The 16769-nt window shown below is 71.4% G+C and carries 12 protein-coding genes; 3 read left to right on the top strand and 9 right to left on the bottom strand.

Annotation, left to right across the window (positions count from 1 at the left end):
• Positions 1-30: 30 nt before the first annotated feature.
• Positions 31-2250, top strand: a complete 2220-nt coding sequence (gene katG, locus KBB57_RS05570) for a catalase/peroxidase HPI (RefSeq protein ID WP_290747548.1) — start codon at positions 31-33, stop codon at positions 2248-2250.
• A 166-nt stretch (positions 2251-2416) separates the two neighbouring features.
• Positions 2417-3295, top strand: a complete 879-nt coding sequence (locus KBB57_RS05565) for a TIGR01459 family HAD-type hydrolase (protein ID WP_290747547.1) — start codon at positions 2417-2419, stop codon at positions 3293-3295.
• Between the two features lie 415 nt (positions 3296-3710).
• On the opposite strand, the gene KBB57_RS05560 is transcribed toward KBB57_RS05565, so the two are convergent.
• The 8 genes from KBB57_RS05560 to guaD all read right to left on the bottom strand — a co-directional run bounded on the left by KBB57_RS05560 (position 3711) and on the right by guaD (position 13554).
• Entirely contained in the window at positions 3711-4898 is a 1188-nt protein-coding gene (locus tag KBB57_RS05560; RefSeq protein ID WP_290747546.1) for an ABC transporter substrate-binding protein, read from the bottom strand.
• A gap of 29 nt (positions 4899-4927) precedes the next feature.
• Positions 4928-5956 carry a branched-chain amino acid ABC transporter permease gene (locus KBB57_RS05555; protein WP_290747545.1) on the bottom strand — a complete coding sequence of 343 codons (1029 nt, stop codon included), beginning with the start codon at positions 5954-5956 and terminating at the stop codon, positions 4928-4930.
• A 1-nt stretch (position 5957) separates the two neighbouring features.
• A complete protein-coding gene (locus KBB57_RS05550) occupies positions 5958-6872 on the bottom strand; it encodes a branched-chain amino acid ABC transporter permease (RefSeq protein WP_290747544.1) in 915 nt (304 codons plus the stop codon).
• Positions 6869-7603: an ABC transporter ATP-binding protein gene (locus KBB57_RS05545; RefSeq protein ID WP_290747543.1), complete on the bottom strand. Its 735-nt coding sequence runs from the start codon at positions 7601-7603 to the stop codon at positions 6869-6871. Before KBB57_RS05545 ends, KBB57_RS05550 begins: the two co-directional genes overlap by 4 nt.
• Positions 7600-8361 (bottom strand): ABC transporter ATP-binding protein, encoded by a 762-nt coding sequence (locus tag KBB57_RS05540; protein WP_290747542.1) that lies wholly within the window; start codon positions 8359-8361, stop codon positions 7600-7602. Before KBB57_RS05540 ends, KBB57_RS05545 begins: the two co-directional genes overlap by 4 nt.
• Positions 8362-8543: 182 nt before the next feature.
• A complete protein-coding gene (locus KBB57_RS05535) occupies positions 8544-10475 on the bottom strand; it encodes an acyltransferase family protein (protein ID WP_290747541.1) in 1932 nt (643 codons plus the stop codon).
• Positions 10476-10664: 189 nt separating this feature from the next.
• Complete coding sequence (locus KBB57_RS05530) at positions 10665-11603, bottom strand: lytic transglycosylase domain-containing protein (protein ID WP_290747540.1); 939 nt, start codon at positions 11601-11603, stop codon at positions 10665-10667.
• Between the two features lie 658 nt (positions 11604-12261).
• Entirely contained in the window at positions 12262-13554 is a 1293-nt protein-coding gene (guaD, locus tag KBB57_RS05525; RefSeq protein ID WP_290747539.1) for a guanine deaminase, read from the bottom strand.
• Between the two features lie 123 nt (positions 13555-13677).
• On the opposite strand from guaD, the gene KBB57_RS05520 reads away from it, so the two are divergent.
• A complete protein-coding gene (locus KBB57_RS05520; RefSeq protein ID WP_290747538.1) occupies positions 13678-14673 on the top strand; it encodes a LysR family transcriptional regulator in 996 nt (331 codons plus the stop codon).
• Between the two features lie 761 nt (positions 14674-15434).
• On the opposite strand, the gene KBB57_RS05515 is transcribed toward KBB57_RS05520, so the two are convergent.
• Positions 15435-16736, bottom strand: coding sequence for an NCS2 family permease (locus tag KBB57_RS05515; protein ID WP_290747537.1), 1302 nt, complete (start codon positions 16734-16736; stop codon positions 15435-15437).
• Positions 16737-16769 lie beyond the last annotated feature (33 nt).

Genomic DNA, 16769 nt, shown 5'->3' with positions numbered 1-16769 from the left:
CCAGTCTGCCCGGCAGAGGGAAGGGCGAAGATGGACGCCAAGGTCGAGGAGAAACCGGGGGGCTGCCCGGTCGTGCATGCGAGCGTGGGGTCGAACGCGGCGCTGCGGTCCAACCGGGACTGGTGGCCCAACCAGCTCAACCTGCGGATCCTCCACCAGAACAGCCCGGCGGCGAGCCCGATGGGCCGGGACTTCGACTATGCCGAGGCGTTCCGCGGCCTCGACTACGAGGGGCTGAAGCGCGACCTGACCGCGCTGATGAAGGACAGCCAGCCGTGGTGGCCGGCCGACTTCGGGCATTACGGCGGGCTCTTCATCCGCATGGCCTGGCACGCGGCGGGCACCTACCGCTCCGGCGACGGGCGCGGCGGGGCCGGCGGTGGGCAGCAGCGGTTCGCGCCGCTGAACTCGTGGCCCGACAACGTCAACCTCGACAAGGCGCGCCGGCTGCTCTGGCCGATCAAGCAGAAATACGGCGACGCGATCTCCTGGGCGGACCTGATCGTGCTGACCGGCAACGTCGCGCTCGAATCGATGGGCTTCAGAACCTTCGGCTTCGCCGGCGGGCGCGCCGACACCTGGGAGCCGGAGGAAGGCGTCTACTGGGGCGGCGAGACCGAGTGGCTCGCCACCAGCGAGAAGCCGAACAGCCGCTATTCGGGCGAGCGCGACCTCGAGAACCCGCTCGCGGCGGTGCAGATGGGGCTCATCTACGTCAACCCCGAGGGACCGGACGGCAATCCCGACCCGCTCGCCTCGGCGAAGGACATCCGCGAGACCTTCAAGCGGATGGCGATGGACGACGAGGAGACCGTCGCGCTGATCGCCGGGGGCCATACCTTCGGCAAGACCCACGGCGCCGGCGACGCGGCCCTGGTCGGGCCGGAGCCGGAGGCGGCGCCGCTGGAGGCGATGGGGCTCGGCTGGGCGAGCGGGCACGGCTCGGGCGTGGGGGCGGACGCGATCACCTCGGGGCTCGAGGTGATCTGGACCTCGACGCCGACGCGCTGGAGCAACAACTTCTTCTGGAACCTCTTCGGCTACGACTGGGAGCTGACCAGGAGCCCCGCCGGCGCGCACCAGTGGCGGCCGACGAACGGCGCGGGGGCGAACACCATCCCCGATCCCTTCGACAAGACGAAGCGCCGGGCGCCGACGATGCTGACCTCGGACATCGCGCTGCGGGCCGATCCGGCCTATGAGGCGATCTCGCGGCGGTTCTTCGAGAACCCCGACCAGTTCGCCGACGCCTTCGCGCGGGCCTGGTTCAAGCTCACCCACCGCGACATGGGGCCGAAGTCGCGCTATCTCGGGCCGGAGGTCCCGGCCGAGGACCTGATCTGGCAGGACCCCCTGCCCCCGGTCGATCATCCGCTGGTCGATGCGGCCGACATCGCCGGCCTCAAGGCCGAGATCCTCGCGTCCGGGCTGACGATCGGGCAGCTCGTCTCCACCGCCTGGGCATCGGCCTCGACGTTCCGCGGCTCGGACAAGCGGGGCGGCGCCAACGGGGCGCGGATCCGGCTCGCGCCGCAGAAGGACTGGCCGGTCAACCAGCCGGAGGCGCTGGCGCCGGTGCTGGAGAGGCTCGAGGCGATCAAGCAGCGGTTCGACGAGGGGCGGAGCGACGGCAAGCGGATCTCGCTCGCCGACCTGATCGTGCTCGGCGGCGCGGCGGCGGTCGAGGCGGCGGCGCGGAAGGCGGGGCATGGGGTCGAGGTCCCGTTCACGCCGGGGCGGACGGATGCGACGCAGGAGCAGACCGACGTCGAGTCGTTCGGCGATCTGGAGCCGGTCGCGGACGGGTTCCGCAACTACCTGAAGCAGCAATACGCGATCACCGCGGAGGAGCTCCTGGTCGACAAGGCGCAGCTCCTGACGCTGACGGCGCCGGAGATGACGGTGCTGGTCGGCGGGCTGCGGGCGCTGGGGGCGAACCATGGCGGGTCGCCGCACGGGGTGCTCACCGACCGGCCGGAGACGCTGACCAACGACTTCTTCGTCAACCTGCTCGACATGCGCACCCGCTGGGCGCCGGTCGGCGCGGCGGAGGACGTGTTCGAGGGGCGCGACCGGGCGACGGGCGAGCCGCGGTGGACGGCGACGCGGGTCGATCTGGTGTTCGGCTCGAACTCGCAGCTCCGGGCGCTGGCGGAGGCCTATGGCGGCGCCGACCAGACGCGCTTCGTGCGGGACTTCGTCGCGGCCTGGACCAAGGTGATGAACGCCGACCGCTTCGACCTCGCCTGACCGGGTTTCCCGCGCCGCCCGCTGCCCCCACCAGCGGCAAGGCGCAGGAGCCGGGGCGGCGCGCCCCCCGCGCGCCGCTCCGGCGCCGGCAGGGTGCCGGTCCGGGGGTCTGGGCCGGCGCGCGGGAATCGTCTAAGCCGCGGCGCGAGACCAGCCGCAGGACGCCATGACCCGCATCATCGACAGCCTCGCCGACATCGCCCCGGGCTACCGGGTGCTCTACTGCGACCTCTGGGGGTGCCTGCATGACGGGGTGCGGGCCTTCCCGGCCGCGGTCGCCGCGCTGGAGCGCTTCCGGGAGGGCGGCGGCGCGGTGGTGCTGCTGACCAACTCGCCGCGGCCGGCGGCGAGCGTGGCGCGGCAGCTGGAGGGGCTGGGGGCGCCCGCCTCGTGCTACGACCTGATCGTCTCGTCCGGCGACGCGGCGCAGGAGGCGCTGGCGACGGGGCGGTTCGGGCGGCGGGTGCATCACGTCGGGCCGGAGCGCGACCTCGCCTTCTTCCGCGACGCGGAGGGGCGGCCCTACGACGTCGAGCTGGTCCCGCTGGCGGAGGCGGAGGGCATCGTCTGCACCGGGCTCTTCGACGATGCGACCGAGACGCCCGACGATTATCGGGCGCTGATCCTCGAGGGCAAGACCCGGGGGCTGCGGCTTCTGTGCGCCAACCCGGACGTGGTGGTCGACGTGGGCGAGCGGCGGATCTACTGCGCGGGCGCGATCGCGCAGGCCTATGCGGAGGCGGGGGGCGCGAGCTTCTATTTCGGCAAGCCGCACCCGCCGATCTATGCGCTGGCGCGGCGGCGGGTTTCGCAGCTGCTGGGCGCGGAGGTGACGGCGGAGGAGATCCTCGCCATCGGCGACGGGGTGGCGACGGACGTGCTGGGAGCGATGGGGGAGAATCTCGACGCGCTCTTCGTCACCGGGGGGCTCGCGGCGGAGGAGACCGGGACGACCGAGGCGGCGGGGCCGGACCCGGCGCTGCTCGCCGGGTTCCTGCGCAAGGCGCGGCTGGCGCCGCTGATGACGATCCGCCGGCTGCGCTGAGGGCCGGGAATGTCCCACTGTGTGACGCTAGTCATGTGGTTGGGATTGTTGGATAATAAAGATATCAACAGATTATCCATAGGATTTCACACAGGGTTATCCACAGGACGGAAGATTCGGCTCCAAAGCTGACCGACCGAAGCGGGCTTTGCCCGCGAGGCCGCGGCGCGACAAGCGAAAGCAAGGCTTTCGCCGCGCCGACGACTGGAGCGCGTTGGCACGGGGTCGTCAGGGGCGAAGATTTCTGCGGGAGCGCGCCATCCGTCCGTGAGCGCCCCGGCGAGCGCGGACGGATTTGCCACGGGTCAAATCCATCTGGCTTCGGCGTTGCGGCCCGTTCTGCCCCGATCCGGGGCTTCGGCCGGAAAGTGTGAATGCCGGGCCTCGCTTGCGCGAGGCCCGAGCTTTCCCCGGCTCAGTTGCCGAGCAGCGCCTCCATCGGGACCGGCTCGGCGATCGTCCAGGTGTCGACGACGGCGGGCTTGCCGTCGGTGACCTTGACGATCTTGTATTCCGCCCGGTTCTGGTGGTGCAGCTCGGAGGTGAAGGTGCGGGCGCCGAAGATGGTCGGCTCGTCCTTCATCTTCTCGAGCTCGGCCACGACGGCGTTCGCCTCGGTGGTCCCGGCGCGCTCCACCGCCTTGGCCCAGACGTCGATCATCACGTAGCCCGGATAGGCGTATTGCGACGAGGGGCCGGCGCCGAACTTCGCCTCGAAGGCCTTGTTGAACTCCTGCACCTTCGGGTTCGGGTCGTCGCCGTAGATCGAGCCCTGCACCGGGATGTAGAACTCGGAGAGGCCGGGCACCGCGTCCATCCAGTAGCTGCCGTCTGCGCCGGAGCCGTTCAGGATCGGGATGGCGATGCCGGCGTCGCGGATCTGCTTCACCGCCGAGACGACGCCCGGCATCATCGAGCAGAGCATGATCGCGTCCGGCGGCTCGGGAAGCTGGCTGATCCGGGTGATCTGCGCGGCGATCGAGGCGTCGTCGTTGACGAAGGTGTCGCGGCCGACGATCTCGACGCCCTCGATCTGCGGGGCGCGCCAGTCGAAGCCGTCGCAGATGCCCTTGTTGTACTCGGTCCAGGTGTCCTCGAGCACGTAGAACCGGTTCGCCCCGAGCTTGGCGTGCGCCCATTCCGCCATCGTGGCGCCCTGCACGGCGGCGAGGACCGACGACGAGAAGGAATGCGGGCCGACGCCCTGGATGCCGGCGCGCACGCTCTCGGCGCAGAGGAAGAACGAGACGATGCCGTTACTCTCCGCCATCAGCGCCGCCGGGGCGCCGAAGTCGTAGTCGCAGGAGACGACGACGAGGTCGGCGCCGCCCTCGATCACCTCGAGCCCGGCCTTGGCGCCCTCGGCGCGGTCGGACTTGGTGTCGGCGGCGACCGTCTCGATCTGGTGGCCGAGCAGGCCGCCGGCGGCGTTGATCTCGTCGATGCGGATCTGCGCGGCCTGGGTCGCCGGCTCGTCGTAGGCCTGCATGAAGCCCGACTGCGCGGTGGCGAAGCCGACGACGATGCGGTCGTCCTGGGCGAGCGCGGGGGCGGCGAGGCCGGCCACGCCGAGCAGCAGCAGCGCTGTTGATGTCAGTTTCATGTTTCTTCTCCCTGTCGTTCGTTGGCGGTTCATCGAGCTCCCCGCGGCAGCACGATCTCGCGGTTGCCCATGAGGCCGGTGGGGCGGAAGATCAGGATGACGATCATCACGACGCCGATGGCGATCTCCTGGCTGCCGGAGGGGATGGCGACGGTGACGTCGCCGACGGCGAAGCCCTTCTCCAGCGACCGCAAGGCCTGGATGATCGTCGAGATGAGCACGACCCCGAGCACCGCGCCGGAGAGGCTGTTCATGCCGCCGACGACCAGCATGGAGAGGGCGACGAAGGTTGCGGTCAGGAAGAAGGCGTCGGGCGTGACGATGCCGAGGAAGTGGGCGTAGAGGACGCCCGCCGCGCCGCAGACGAAGGCGGAGAGCACGAAGGCGATGGTGCGCTCGCGCTCGATGTGGACGCCGGAGGCCTGCGCGGCGATCGCCTCGTCGCGGGCGGCGCGCAGCGCGAGGCCGGAGCGCGAGATGGCGTAGGCCCAGGCGATCAGGATGGCGGCCGCGGCGGCGGCGAGCGCCAGCCAGAGGTTGGTCCTGAGCGGGATGCCGATGATCGAGCTGGTGCCGCCGGTGACGGTCGACCAGTTGGAGTAGACGGTGTTGATGACCGCGAGCATGGCGAAGGTGGCGATCGAGGCGGCGATGCCGGCGAGCCGCATCAGGATCGGGCCGATGATCGCGGCGAAGACCGCCGGCAGGAGCGACGCGGCGATCGCCGAGGCCCAGAACGGGAACTGGCTGGAGCGCACGAAGGTGGGGAGCCCGGAGAGCGAGATCTCCTTCAGCATCGGCGGGATGGTGAACCAGGCGGCGGCGTAGGCGCCGAGGCACATGAAGCCGATATGGCCGAAGCTCATGATCCCGGAATTGCCGACGAAGATCCACATGCCGACGACGAGGACGACGCGAATCAGCATCTCGACGACCGTGCGTTGCAGGGTGCCGGAGCCGAAGGCCCAGGTCGCCACGGTGATGGCGCAGAGCAGCGCGATCAGCACCGCGGGGGCGATCGCGGTGCGGGCGAGGACCGAGGGGGCGTGGGTGGTCATCTCACACCCTCTGCTTCGAGGAGCGCGGCGCGAAGAGGCCCTGCGGGCGCCAGAGCAGCACGACGATGACGAGGCCGTAGACGAAGGCGTCGCGGAAGGGCCGGGCGTCGAGGGGCAGGATCACCTGCATCAGCACGCTCGCGCCGCCGATCAGGAAGCCCGCCGCCACCGCGCCGGAGAGGCTGCCGAGCCCGCCGACCACGGTGGCGATGAAGGCGACGAGCATGACCGAGAGGCCCATGTTGATGTCGGCGGTGCCGGTCTGCACGACGAGGACGAGGCCGATGGCGCCGGCGAGCCCGCCGGAGATGGCGAAGGCGAGGAGGATGACGCGGTTCGCCTTGACGCCGAGCATCCGCGCCATGGCGAAGTCCTCGGCGGCGGCGCGCATCTCCAGCCCGAAGCGGGTGCGCTTGAGGAAGAGGGTGAGCGCGACGAGGATGACGATGGTCGCGACGATGGTCGCGGCCTGCAGGAGCGGCACGCGGGCGCCGAGGATCTCGGTCTGGCGGGCGAGCGCCGGCAGGAGCGAGATCGACTTCGGGCGGGAGGAGAACAGCATCAGGAGCAGGTTCTTCAGCACGAAGCCGAGGGCGAAGGAGGCGATCATCATCGTCGCGGGGTTGGCGTTGCGCAGCCGGCGGAAGACGACGATCTCGGAGAGGACGGAGACGGCCGCGCCGATCAGGATGACGAGCGGGATCAGGAGCGCGGTGGGGAGCTGGCCGAGGAAGAGGATTGTGGCGGCCTGGGTGGTCGGCCACAGCAGCGCGAAGATGCAGAAGGCGATGTAGTCGCCATGGGCGAAGTTGACGAGCCGCATCACCCCGAAGATCAGCGCGATGCCGAGCGCCCCGAGCGCGTAGAGGCTGCCGAGGGAGAGCGCGTCGAAGAGGGTCTGCAGGATCGCGGTCATGCGGCGGGCGTCCCGTCCTCGTAGCCGAAATAGGCGCGCTCGAGCGCGTCGCTCTCGCCGAGCGTGCGGGCGTCGCCCTCGAGCACGATGCGCCCGGAGCGCATCAGCACCATGCGGCCGCCGGTCATCATCGCGCGGGTGGAGGATTGCTCGACGATGAGGAGGGTCAGGCCGCGCTCGGCGCGGAGGCGGAGCAGGAGCTCGTAGACCTGGTCGATCACCACGGGCGCGAGGCCGAGCGAGGGCTCGTCGATGGCGACGAGGCGCGGGTCGGTCATCAGCGCGCGGGCGATGACCAGCATCTGCTGCTGGCCGCCGGAGAGCAGGCCGGCGGGGCCGCCCTTGCGCTCGGCGAGCATGGGGAAGGTCTCGTAGACACGGGCGAGGTCGCGGGCGACGGCGGCGCGGTCGGGACGCATCCCGGCGCCGAGGCGGAGGTTCTCCTCGACGGTCAGGCCGCCGAAGACCTGGCGGCCCTCGGGGACCATGGAGAAGCCGCGGCGGGCGATCGTCTCGGGGGCCTCGCCGAGGATCGGCTGGCCGGCGAGCGCGATGGCCCCGGAGGCGGCGCGGACGACGCCGGCGATCGCCTTCATCAGCGTGGACTTGCCGGCGCCGTTCGGGCCGGTGACGAAGAAGATCTCGCCCTCCTCCACCCGGATCGAGGCGCCGCGGAGCGCGGTGAGGGCGCCGTAGCGGACGACCAGATCCTCGACGGCGAGCAGGGTCAATGTCCGGCCTCCACCGAAGCGGGCGCCACGTCGGCGGCGGTGCCCATGTAGGCGTGGCGCACCCGCTCGCTGGCGCGGATGGCGGCGGGGTCGCCGGCCTCGATGACGCGGCCCGAATCGAGCACGGTGATCGCCTCGCAGATGTCGAGGACGAGGCCGATGTTGTGCTCGATCAGCAGGATGCCGCAGCCGATCTCGGCGGCGACGCGGCGGATCAGCCGGGCGAGCTCGGCGGCCTCGGGCTCGGACATGCCGGCGGCGGGCTCGTCGAGGAGCAGGTAGGCGGGCTCCATCATCAGGGCGCGGCCGATGGCGACGCGGCGCTCGTCGGTGTAGGGCAGGCCCGCGGCCATGCGGCCGGCGAGGCGGCCGATGCCGATCCAGTCGAGCATCTCGGCGGCGCGGCGGGCGGCCTCGCGGCGGGTATGGCCGAGGCCGACGCCGGTGACCTCGAGGTTGTCGATCACCGAGAGGTCGCCGAAGAGCCGGCCGCCCTGGAAGGTGCGGGCGAGCCCGAGCCGGCGCAGCTCGTGCGGGCGGCGGCCGGTGACGTCGGCGCCGTCCATGACGACGCGGCCCGTGGTCGGCTTCTGGAAGCCGGAGAGCACGTTGACGGCGGTGGTCTTGCCGGCGCCGTTCGGGCCGATCAGCCCGGTGACGCGGCCGCGGGGGATGGCGAGGGTGACGTCGGAGAGCGCCTTGAGGCCGTCGAAGGCGACCCCGACCGCCTCGGCGCGCAGGGCGCCCTCGCCGCTCACGGCGCGCTCCCGATCGCGGCGCGCGCGCCCGGCCGGACGGGATCGCCCACGTCCGCGTCGTACCCAGGAAAGGCCGCCCAGTCGCCCCGCATCGCCGCCACTATGGCGCAGCCCGTCGCACGCGTCGAGACCGATCCCGTGGGGCGTGGCGAGGCGCGTGGCCGCGAACGCCCTGCCGGCGGTCAGTCCAGATCCTGCTGCGCCATGGTCAGGGGCAGCAACGGGCCTATGGCGCGCACGAACTCCGGGGATCCCGCGAGGGACAGGTGGCCCTCGTCGCGGAACAAGAGGACGTCGCCGTCGAAGAAGCGGCACTTGCCGTCCGGGCAGGTCGCGTTGGCGGCCAGCACGTAGTCGTCGCCGAGGAGCTTCTTCATCCCGGCGTCGTACGCCATCTCCTCGCGGACGATCTCGGGATCGGCCTGGCAGCGCTCGGCAAGGGTCGCGTCGGAGATGAGCGCCCGGGGAACGCTGCGGCACTGGTTGAGATCGCGGCCGGGGCGGATCACGTCGCCGAGGACGATCGCCGGCTGGCCAAGGGCGTGCAGGCGCGCCAGCACCTCCTCGGAGGCCGCGGCGAGCGTCTCGGGGTTGGCCAGCTTGATGCTGGAGATCACCACGAGCGCGCTCGGGTTCTTCTCGAGCCAGGCGAGGGCGTCGCGGTTGCGGGCCAGGCAGGCTTCCGTCTCGCTCGAGCGGTAGTTGCGCACGTAACCGGCGAAGCCGCTCTGCGCCGGGCAGCCCGGCTGCGTCATGATCTGGATGTTGTAGTCGGGGAACATCTCGGAGAAGCCGGCGACGAGATGCAGGGCGTGGCTGTCGCCCCAGATGACGATGTCCTTGTCCTTGCCGCGGTCGTTCTGGCAGGTGAAGAGTCCGGCCGGCTTGTCGGGATCGCGCTGGCGGCAGTAGAGGCGCTGCTGCTCGTGGCGCTGGTCGCGGCTCGAGGCGGTGTAACGGTCGGCGGGGATGCGCGACGTCCAGCCGTTGGTCGCCACTACCCCGGCCGAGGCGATGCAGACCACGGCCGCGTAGGCGGCGGCGCTGCCGAGGAAGCGGGGGTTGGAGAGGCTGCGCGGGGTCACATGGCGGAAACGCTGCTCGACGAGATAGTATTGCAGCGCTGCGAGCGCGATGGAGACCACGATGATGGCGTAGCGGTCGGCCGCCGTCAGGCCCGTGAAGCGCCAGATGCTCCAGAACACCACGACCGGCCAATGCACGAGGTAGAGCGAGTAGCTGATCTTGCCGGTCCAGACGACCGGGGCGGCGCGCAGCGGCGCGCCCGCCCAGCGCGCCGTGCATCCGAGGATCGCGAGCGCCGTGCCGACGCAGGGGATCATGGCGTTCAGGCCGGGAAACGGCGTCCTGTCGGTGAACGTGGCGGCCGCCCAGACGATCATGGCGAGGCCGACGACCAGCATGGCCTCGCGCGCCGCCGCGCCCTTCGGGGCGAGGCGCTGCGCCCAGACGAGCAGCGCGCCGAGGCCGAGCTCGCAGAGCCGGGTCGGCAGCAGGAAGAACGCGGCGGCGGGGTCGCGCGGGATCCAGTATTCCGCGAGCGCGAGGCTGACGAGGCAGAGGATGGCGAGCGCCGTCGGCGCCGCCCAGCGCGGGGCCTTGATGAGCAGGATCAGCAGGAGCGCCGGCCACAACAGGTAGAACTGCTCCTCGACGCCGAGCGACCAGGTGTGCAGGAGCGGCTTCGTGTCCGCGCCGGGATCGAAGTAGCCGGATTCGAACCAGAAGAGGAAGTTTGACACGCTGAACACCGCCGTCGCCGCCGAGAGGGCGAAGCGGAGCATCTCCTCCGGGGACAGCATGAGCGTGGAGAACAGGTAGCTGACGGCCACCGTCGCGAGCATCGCGGGGAAGAGCCGCCGCAGTCGGCGGACATAGAAGCGCAGGAAGTCGAAGCGGCCGCTGCCGCCGATCTCGGTGGAGATGAGACGGGTGATGAGGTAGCCGGAGATCACGAAGAAGACGTCGACGCCGACGAAGCCGCCGGGAACCGCCCCGAAGCCGACATGGTAGAAAAGAACGCTCAGGACGGCGACGGTGCGGAGCCCGTCGATTTCCGGAACGTAGCGATTGGCAGATCCTGCGCCCGTCAAGAGATACTCCGACAATCACAACCACTACTAGCCAAGACTACCGGCCCCAAGCCGCATACTTGCGGCAACTGAGGCTTGGTGGCGACCCGGCACGGACGGCCGGAACATCGCCCAAAAGCGCCGTCCTGTCCACATCCATTCGATCGCATGGTTTTTACCCGGCGCGGCGCTGCCCCTGCCCCGCCAGCGTCAGTTCTTCAGCACCATGCAGTCGGCGCCGGCGGTGCGGAGGCGGGCGCAGAGTGCGTCGGCCTCGGGGCGGGTGTCGCGGCCGATCTGGGCGACGTGCATCCGCGGCATGCCGGGGCGGCGGTTGCGGGAGAAGCTGAAGTCCTCGTCGGCGAGGAGCGCGGCGTAGCGGTTCCTGAGCCGGTCGGCCTGGCGCTCGGCGCCCTCGCGGACGCGGTTCGAGGCGAGGACGACGCCCCAGGGACGGAGGGGGGCGCCGGCGGCCGGGAACTCGCGGATCGTGCGGCTGGCGGCGAGCGCGAGGCAGGCGCCCTGGAAGCCGCCCTCGCCGGCGAGGGTCAGGTCGAGCTTCTCCGGCGCGGCGTCGCGCCAGCTCTCGGCCGGGTAGCCGGTGATCGCGTGGACGTAGGCGCGCGTCTCGAGCGGCAGCCCGCCGTCCCTGGCGATGAAGCGCTCCGCCCGTGCCTCGCCGCCGTTGTAGGCGACCGCGGCGAGGCCGACGTTGCCGTAGGCGCGCGAGAGGTCGGCGAGGTAGGCGGCGGAGGCGGCCAGCGCCTCGGCGGGGTTGAAGCTGTCGGCGAGGCCGCGGAGCCGGGCGGTCTCCGGCATGAACTGGGCGATGCCCTCCGCCCCGGCGGGGCTGACCGCGCCGGCGTCGAAGAGGCTCTCGCGCCAGATCAGCCGGGCGAAGAAATGCGGGTCGAGGGCGTTCCGCGTCGCCGCGGCCTCCATCGCCCGGCAGACGTCGGCGTCGTAGCTCGCGGCGGCGATGCAGAGGGACCCGTCGGCGCTGCAGGCGGGCGCCGGGCGCGGCCGCGGCGCGACCCGGGCGAGCGCCCCGGGGTCGACGGAGGCCACGACGATGTCGCCGCCGGGGGGCTGCGCGGGGGCAGGTCCGGCGAGGAGGACGCAGAGCACGGGGGCGAGGAGGCGGCGCATCGGCGCGCACCATAGCCGCGGCCGCGGGCCGGCGCTACGGCAGCGCGGGGGTGAGGCTAACGGCGCGCCGCGGCGGTCCCGGCGGCGGGACGATGCGCCGCCACGGGATCGCGGGCGGGGGCTGAGCGGGCAGACGCGCCGGGGCAGAAGGGGGCTCGCGCTGGCGGGAGCGCTGGCGGAGGTTGACGCCGCGCGGGGGCGATCCGGCGGCGGGACGAGGCGCCGCCACGGGATCGCGGGCGGGAGGGGTGAGGGGGCAGACGCTCCCGGGCAGAAGGGGGCCCGCGCTGGCGGGAGCGCTGGCGGGAGGTTGACGCCGCGCGGGGGCGATCCGGCGGCGGGACGAGGCGGCGCCACGGGACCGCGAGAGGGAGGGGGGTGAGGGGGCAGACCCTCCCGGGCAGAAGGGGACCCGCGCTGGCGGGAGGGCGGGCGGGAGCCTGATGCCGCGCGGGGGGCGATCCGGCGGCGGGACGAGGCGCCGCCACGGGACCGCGAGAGGGTGGGGGTGAGCGGCAGACCCTCCCCGCGGAGGGCTCGCGGTGCGGGAGCGCGTGGATAGAAGGCTGGCGTCGCGCCGGGGCGGTCCCGGCGCGGGCGAAGGGACGGGGCGGGCAGCTCGCCGCAGGGGCCGCGCCGCGGGAGCGCGGGCGGGCGGCTAGCGCGGGCGGGCGGGGCGGCCGGCGGCGTAGGTCTCGACCACGGCGCGGTCGTCGCCCATGGTCTGGAGGATGAAGAGCTCCTCCTCGAGGGTGCGGATCGTCTCGGCGCGGAGGCGCATCGCCGGGGTGGCGCGGACGTCGAGGACCACCATGTCGGCGTCGCGGCCCGCATCGAGCGCGCCGATATGGGCCTCGAGGCCGAGGGCGCGGGCGTTGCCGAGCGTCATCATGTAGTAGGAGAGCAGCGGCTGGAGCTTCTGGCCCTGGAGCTGGAGGATCTTGTAGGCGGCGTCCAGCGTGTTGAGCATCGAGTAGCTGGTGCCGGCGCCGACGTCGGTCGCCACCGCGACCCGGGCGCCGAGCCGCTCCATGCGGGCGAGGTCGAAGAGGCCGCTGCCGAGGAAGAGGTTCGAGGTCGGGTTGAACACCGCGACCGAGCCGCTCGCCGCCAGCGCGCCGATCTCGCGGTCGGAGAGGTGGACGCAGTGGCCCATCAGCGTCTTCGGGCCGGTGAAGCCGTAGTGCTCGTAGACCTCGGTGTAGTCCTTAGCGAAGGGGAAGAGCGAGAGGGTATACGCGATCTCGGCGAGGTTCTCGGAGAGATGGGTCTGCACGTGCAGGTCGGGGCGCTCGGCGATCAGCGCCTGCGACGCCTCCATCTGGCCCTCGGTCGAGGTGATGGCGAAGCGGGGCGAGACGGCGTAGTGGAGCCGGCCGCGGCCGTGCCAGGCCTCGATCAGCCGGCGGCTCTCGTCGTAGCCCTGCTGCGCCGTGTCGCGCAGGGCCTCCGGGGCGTTGCGGTCCATCATCACCTTGCCGCCGACCATGCGGAGGTTGCGGGCCAGCGCCTCGGAGAAATAGGCGTCGACGCTCTCGGGGTGGACGGAGCAGAAGGCGGCCGCGGTGGTGGTGCCGTGGCGGAGGAGCTCGTCGAAGAAGGCGCCGGCCATGCGGCCCGCGAAGGCGGGGTCGCGGAACTTCTGCTCCTCGACGAAGACGTAGCCGTTCAGCCAGTCGAGGAGCTGCGAGCCCCAGGAGCCGATCACCTGCACCTGCGGGAAGTGGATGTGGGTGTCGATGAAGCCCGGCAGGATCAGGTGCGGGCGGTGGTCGATCAGCGTGGCGCCGGAGGCGGCCTGCGGGGCGACGGCGGCGTGCTCGCCGGCGGCGAGGATCACGCCGTCGCGGACGAGGACGGCGCCGTCCTCGACGTAGGAGGTGGAGTCCGCGCCGGCGCGGGGATCGTCGCGGAAGCTGAGCAGGCGGCCCCGGATCAGCGTGTCGGTCATCGCGGGCGTCTCCTGATATGGCGGCACTATGGCGGCCCTGGGGCGTCGCGGCGGAGAGTGCCAGCGGCGGGGCGGCGGGGGAACCGGGCGCGGGGCGCATTCTCTTTTCCGGAATCCGGAAGAATGCTAGCGTCCCCGCCCATGTCCTATCTCGAGAACCTGCGGCTCTTCGTGCGCATCTACGAGCTGCGGAACCTCTCCACCGCCGGGCACGACCTGCGGCTGACGCCGGCGGTGGCGTCGAGCCGGCTGAAGGCGCTGGAGGCGCATTTCGGGGTGCGGCTCTTCAACCGCTCGACCCGCAAGCTCAGCCCGACCGAGCAGGGGGACGCGCTCTACGACGGGGCGAAGAAGGTGCTGGAGGCGCTGACCGAGGCGGAGGGCTCGGTCGCGGCGATCGGGCGGGCGCCGCGGGGGGCGATCCGCATCACCGCGCCGCTGGCGGTGGGGCGGCGGGTGGTCGCGCCGGCGGTCCCGGGCTTCCATGCCCGCTATCCCGAGATCCAGGTGCGGCTGCGGCTCTCGGACCACGTGGTCGACCTCTTGGAGGAGGGCATCGACGCGGCGCTGGTGCTCGGGCGGCTCAAGGACAGCAACCTGCGGGTGCTGCGGCTGATGTCCTGCCCGCGGGTGCTGGCCGCCGCGCCGGAATATCTGGCGCGCAAGGGCACGCCGGCGTCGCTGAAGGCGCTGCAGCAGGGGCACGACTGCCTGATCCTGCGCTACACCGGCAGCCCGGAATATACGTGGACCTTCGAGACGGCGGAGGGATTGCAGCGGCTGGAGTTCTCCGGGCCCTTCGACACCGACGACGGCGAGGTGCTGATGGACTGGGCGCTGGCCGGGCACGGGGTGGTGAACCTGTCGCGGTTCCTGCTGGCCCGGCACCTCGCCTCCGGGGCGCTGGTCGAGGTGCTGCCCGAGACGCCGCCGGCCCCGGCGGAGCTCGCCATCGTCTACCCGCACAAGCGGCTGATGGACCCGAAGCTGCGGGTGTTCATCGACTTCATGGCGGAGGAGTGCCGCCGCCGGATCGCCGCGCTCGACGCGGAGCTTGCGCCGGGGCGGGAGGAGGCCGGAACGGCCGGGACTCGGGCAGTGTTCACGCGTGAAAATTAGGCAAGTGTCTGATTTATCTATATATGTTATATTATAACTCGCGGCGCCCACACTGCACGACAGTGGAGAGGAAGCCCGGCCCGAGGCTGGCCGCGACACTGACGCCCGACGGATTTGACCCGTGGCAAATCCGTCCGCGATCGCCCCTGCGGGGGGCGAGCGCGTCCGCGCTCGCCGGGGCGCTCACGGACGGATGGCGCGCTTCCGCAGAAATCTGCGCCCCTGACGGCTTCCGCGCGCAACCGCGCTCCAGCCGTCGGCGCGGCGAAAGCCGTGCTTTCGCTTGTCGCGCCGGGCCTCGCGGGCAAGCCCGCTTCGGTCGGTCGGTCGGCGCGCGCGCCCCGTGGATCCAGCAGAGCAGACAGGTGTCGTGCAGTGTGCGCGGCGCCCACGCTGCATGACGTAGGCGGCAGGAGGGCGACGAGCGGCGCCGTCTCCTGCTCGATGCGGAGCGTCGTTTGGACAGGGAGGGCGCAAGCTTCAAGTGCGTCGAACGGCGCCGCGAAATGCGGCGCTGATGACTGTGCAATGATTTTCACCGTTTATATTCAAAATATTTGCAAATATATTTCGAATTATATTTGCGCGCAAATAAGAATGATCGAGATGTCGCCCGTTCGCATCTGCCCGGGCTCGTCCGGCGGCATCGCGGGCGATTGGCCATGACGGGAGCCGCGCACGCATTCGTATCCGCCGCAAAGGCGAAGGGGCGGGCCTTGCGGCCCGCCCCTTGCGTTCGGTCGGCCCCGAGGGGCGTGCCGTCACTCCTGGAAGAACATGAAGCGGATCAGGAAGAGCGCCGCGACGAGCCAGGTGGCGGCGTGGACCTGGGAGCCCTTGCCGGTCAGGAGCTTCAGCGCCGCGTAGGAGATGAAGCCGAAGGCGAGGCCGTTGGCGATCGAGTAGGTGAAGGGCATCATCATCGCGGTGAGCGCGGCCGGCGCGGCCTCGGTGATGTCGTCCCAGTCGACGTCGGTCAGCTCGCGCGCCATGAGACAGGCGACGAAGAGCAGCGCCGGGGCCGTCGCGAAGGCGGGCACCGAGCCGGCGAGCGGCGAGAAGAACAGCGCCAGCAGGAAGAGGACGGCGACGGTCAGCGCGGTCAGCCCGGTGCGGCCGCCCGCCTGCACGCCCGAGGCGCTCTCGACATAGGCCGTGGTCGAGGAGGTGCCGAGGAAGGAGCCGGCGACGATCGCGGAGCTGTCGGCGAGGAGCGCCTTGCCGAGCTGCGGGTTGGTGTGGCCCGGGCCCTCGGTCAGCAGGCCGGCGCGCTTGGCGACGCCGATCAGCGTGCCGGTGGCGTCGAAGACCTCGACGAGGACGAAGACCAGCACGACCTGCACGATGCCGACGCCGAGCGCGCCGAAGACGTCGAGCTGGAGGAAGGTCGGCGCGATCGAGGGCGGCGTCGACATCAGCCCGCCGAACTCGGAGAAGCCGAAGATGATCGAGATCACCGTCACCACGAGGATGCCGATCAGGATCGAGCCCGTCACCTTCAGCGCGTCGAGCGCGGCGATGATGAAGAAGCCGAGCATGGCGAGGAGCGGCGCCGGGGCCATCATGTGGCCGAGCGTCACCGAGGTCGCCTCGGAGGTCACGACGATGCCGGCGTTCTTCAGCGCGATGATGCCGAGGAAGAGGCCGATACCGGCGGCGATGGCCGAGCGCATCGAGTGCGGGATGCCGGCGACCAGCCAGCGCCGCACGCCCGTCACCGTCAGGATCAGGAAGATGCAGCCGGAGATGAAGACCGCGCCGAGCGCCTGCTGCCAGGTGAAGCCGAGATGGGCGACGACGGTGAAGGCGAAGAAGGCGTTGAGCCCCATGCCCGGCGCCATGGCGATCGGCCAGTTGGCGTAGAGCGCCATGATCGCCGAGCCGATGGCGGCGGCGAGGCAGGTGGCGACGAAGACCGCGGACTGGTCCATGCCGGTGGTGGCGAGGATCTGCGGGTTGACGAAGATGATGTAGGCCATCGTCAGGAACGTGGTCAGGCCGGCGATCAGCTCGGTCCGGACCGTGGTCCCATGTTCCTTGAGTTTGAAGTAGCTATCCAGCATGGCGTCCTTCTTGCACTCCCTGTCGCCGCCCGG

The sequence above is a fragment of the Amaricoccus sp. genome, from assembly GCF_017993425.1.
In the GTDB taxonomy this organism is placed as follows: Bacteria; Pseudomonadota; Alphaproteobacteria; order Rhodobacterales; family Rhodobacteraceae; genus Amaricoccus.
Note: the sequence above shows the minus strand (reverse complement) of the source record. Positions and strands in the feature narration are given on the sequence as shown.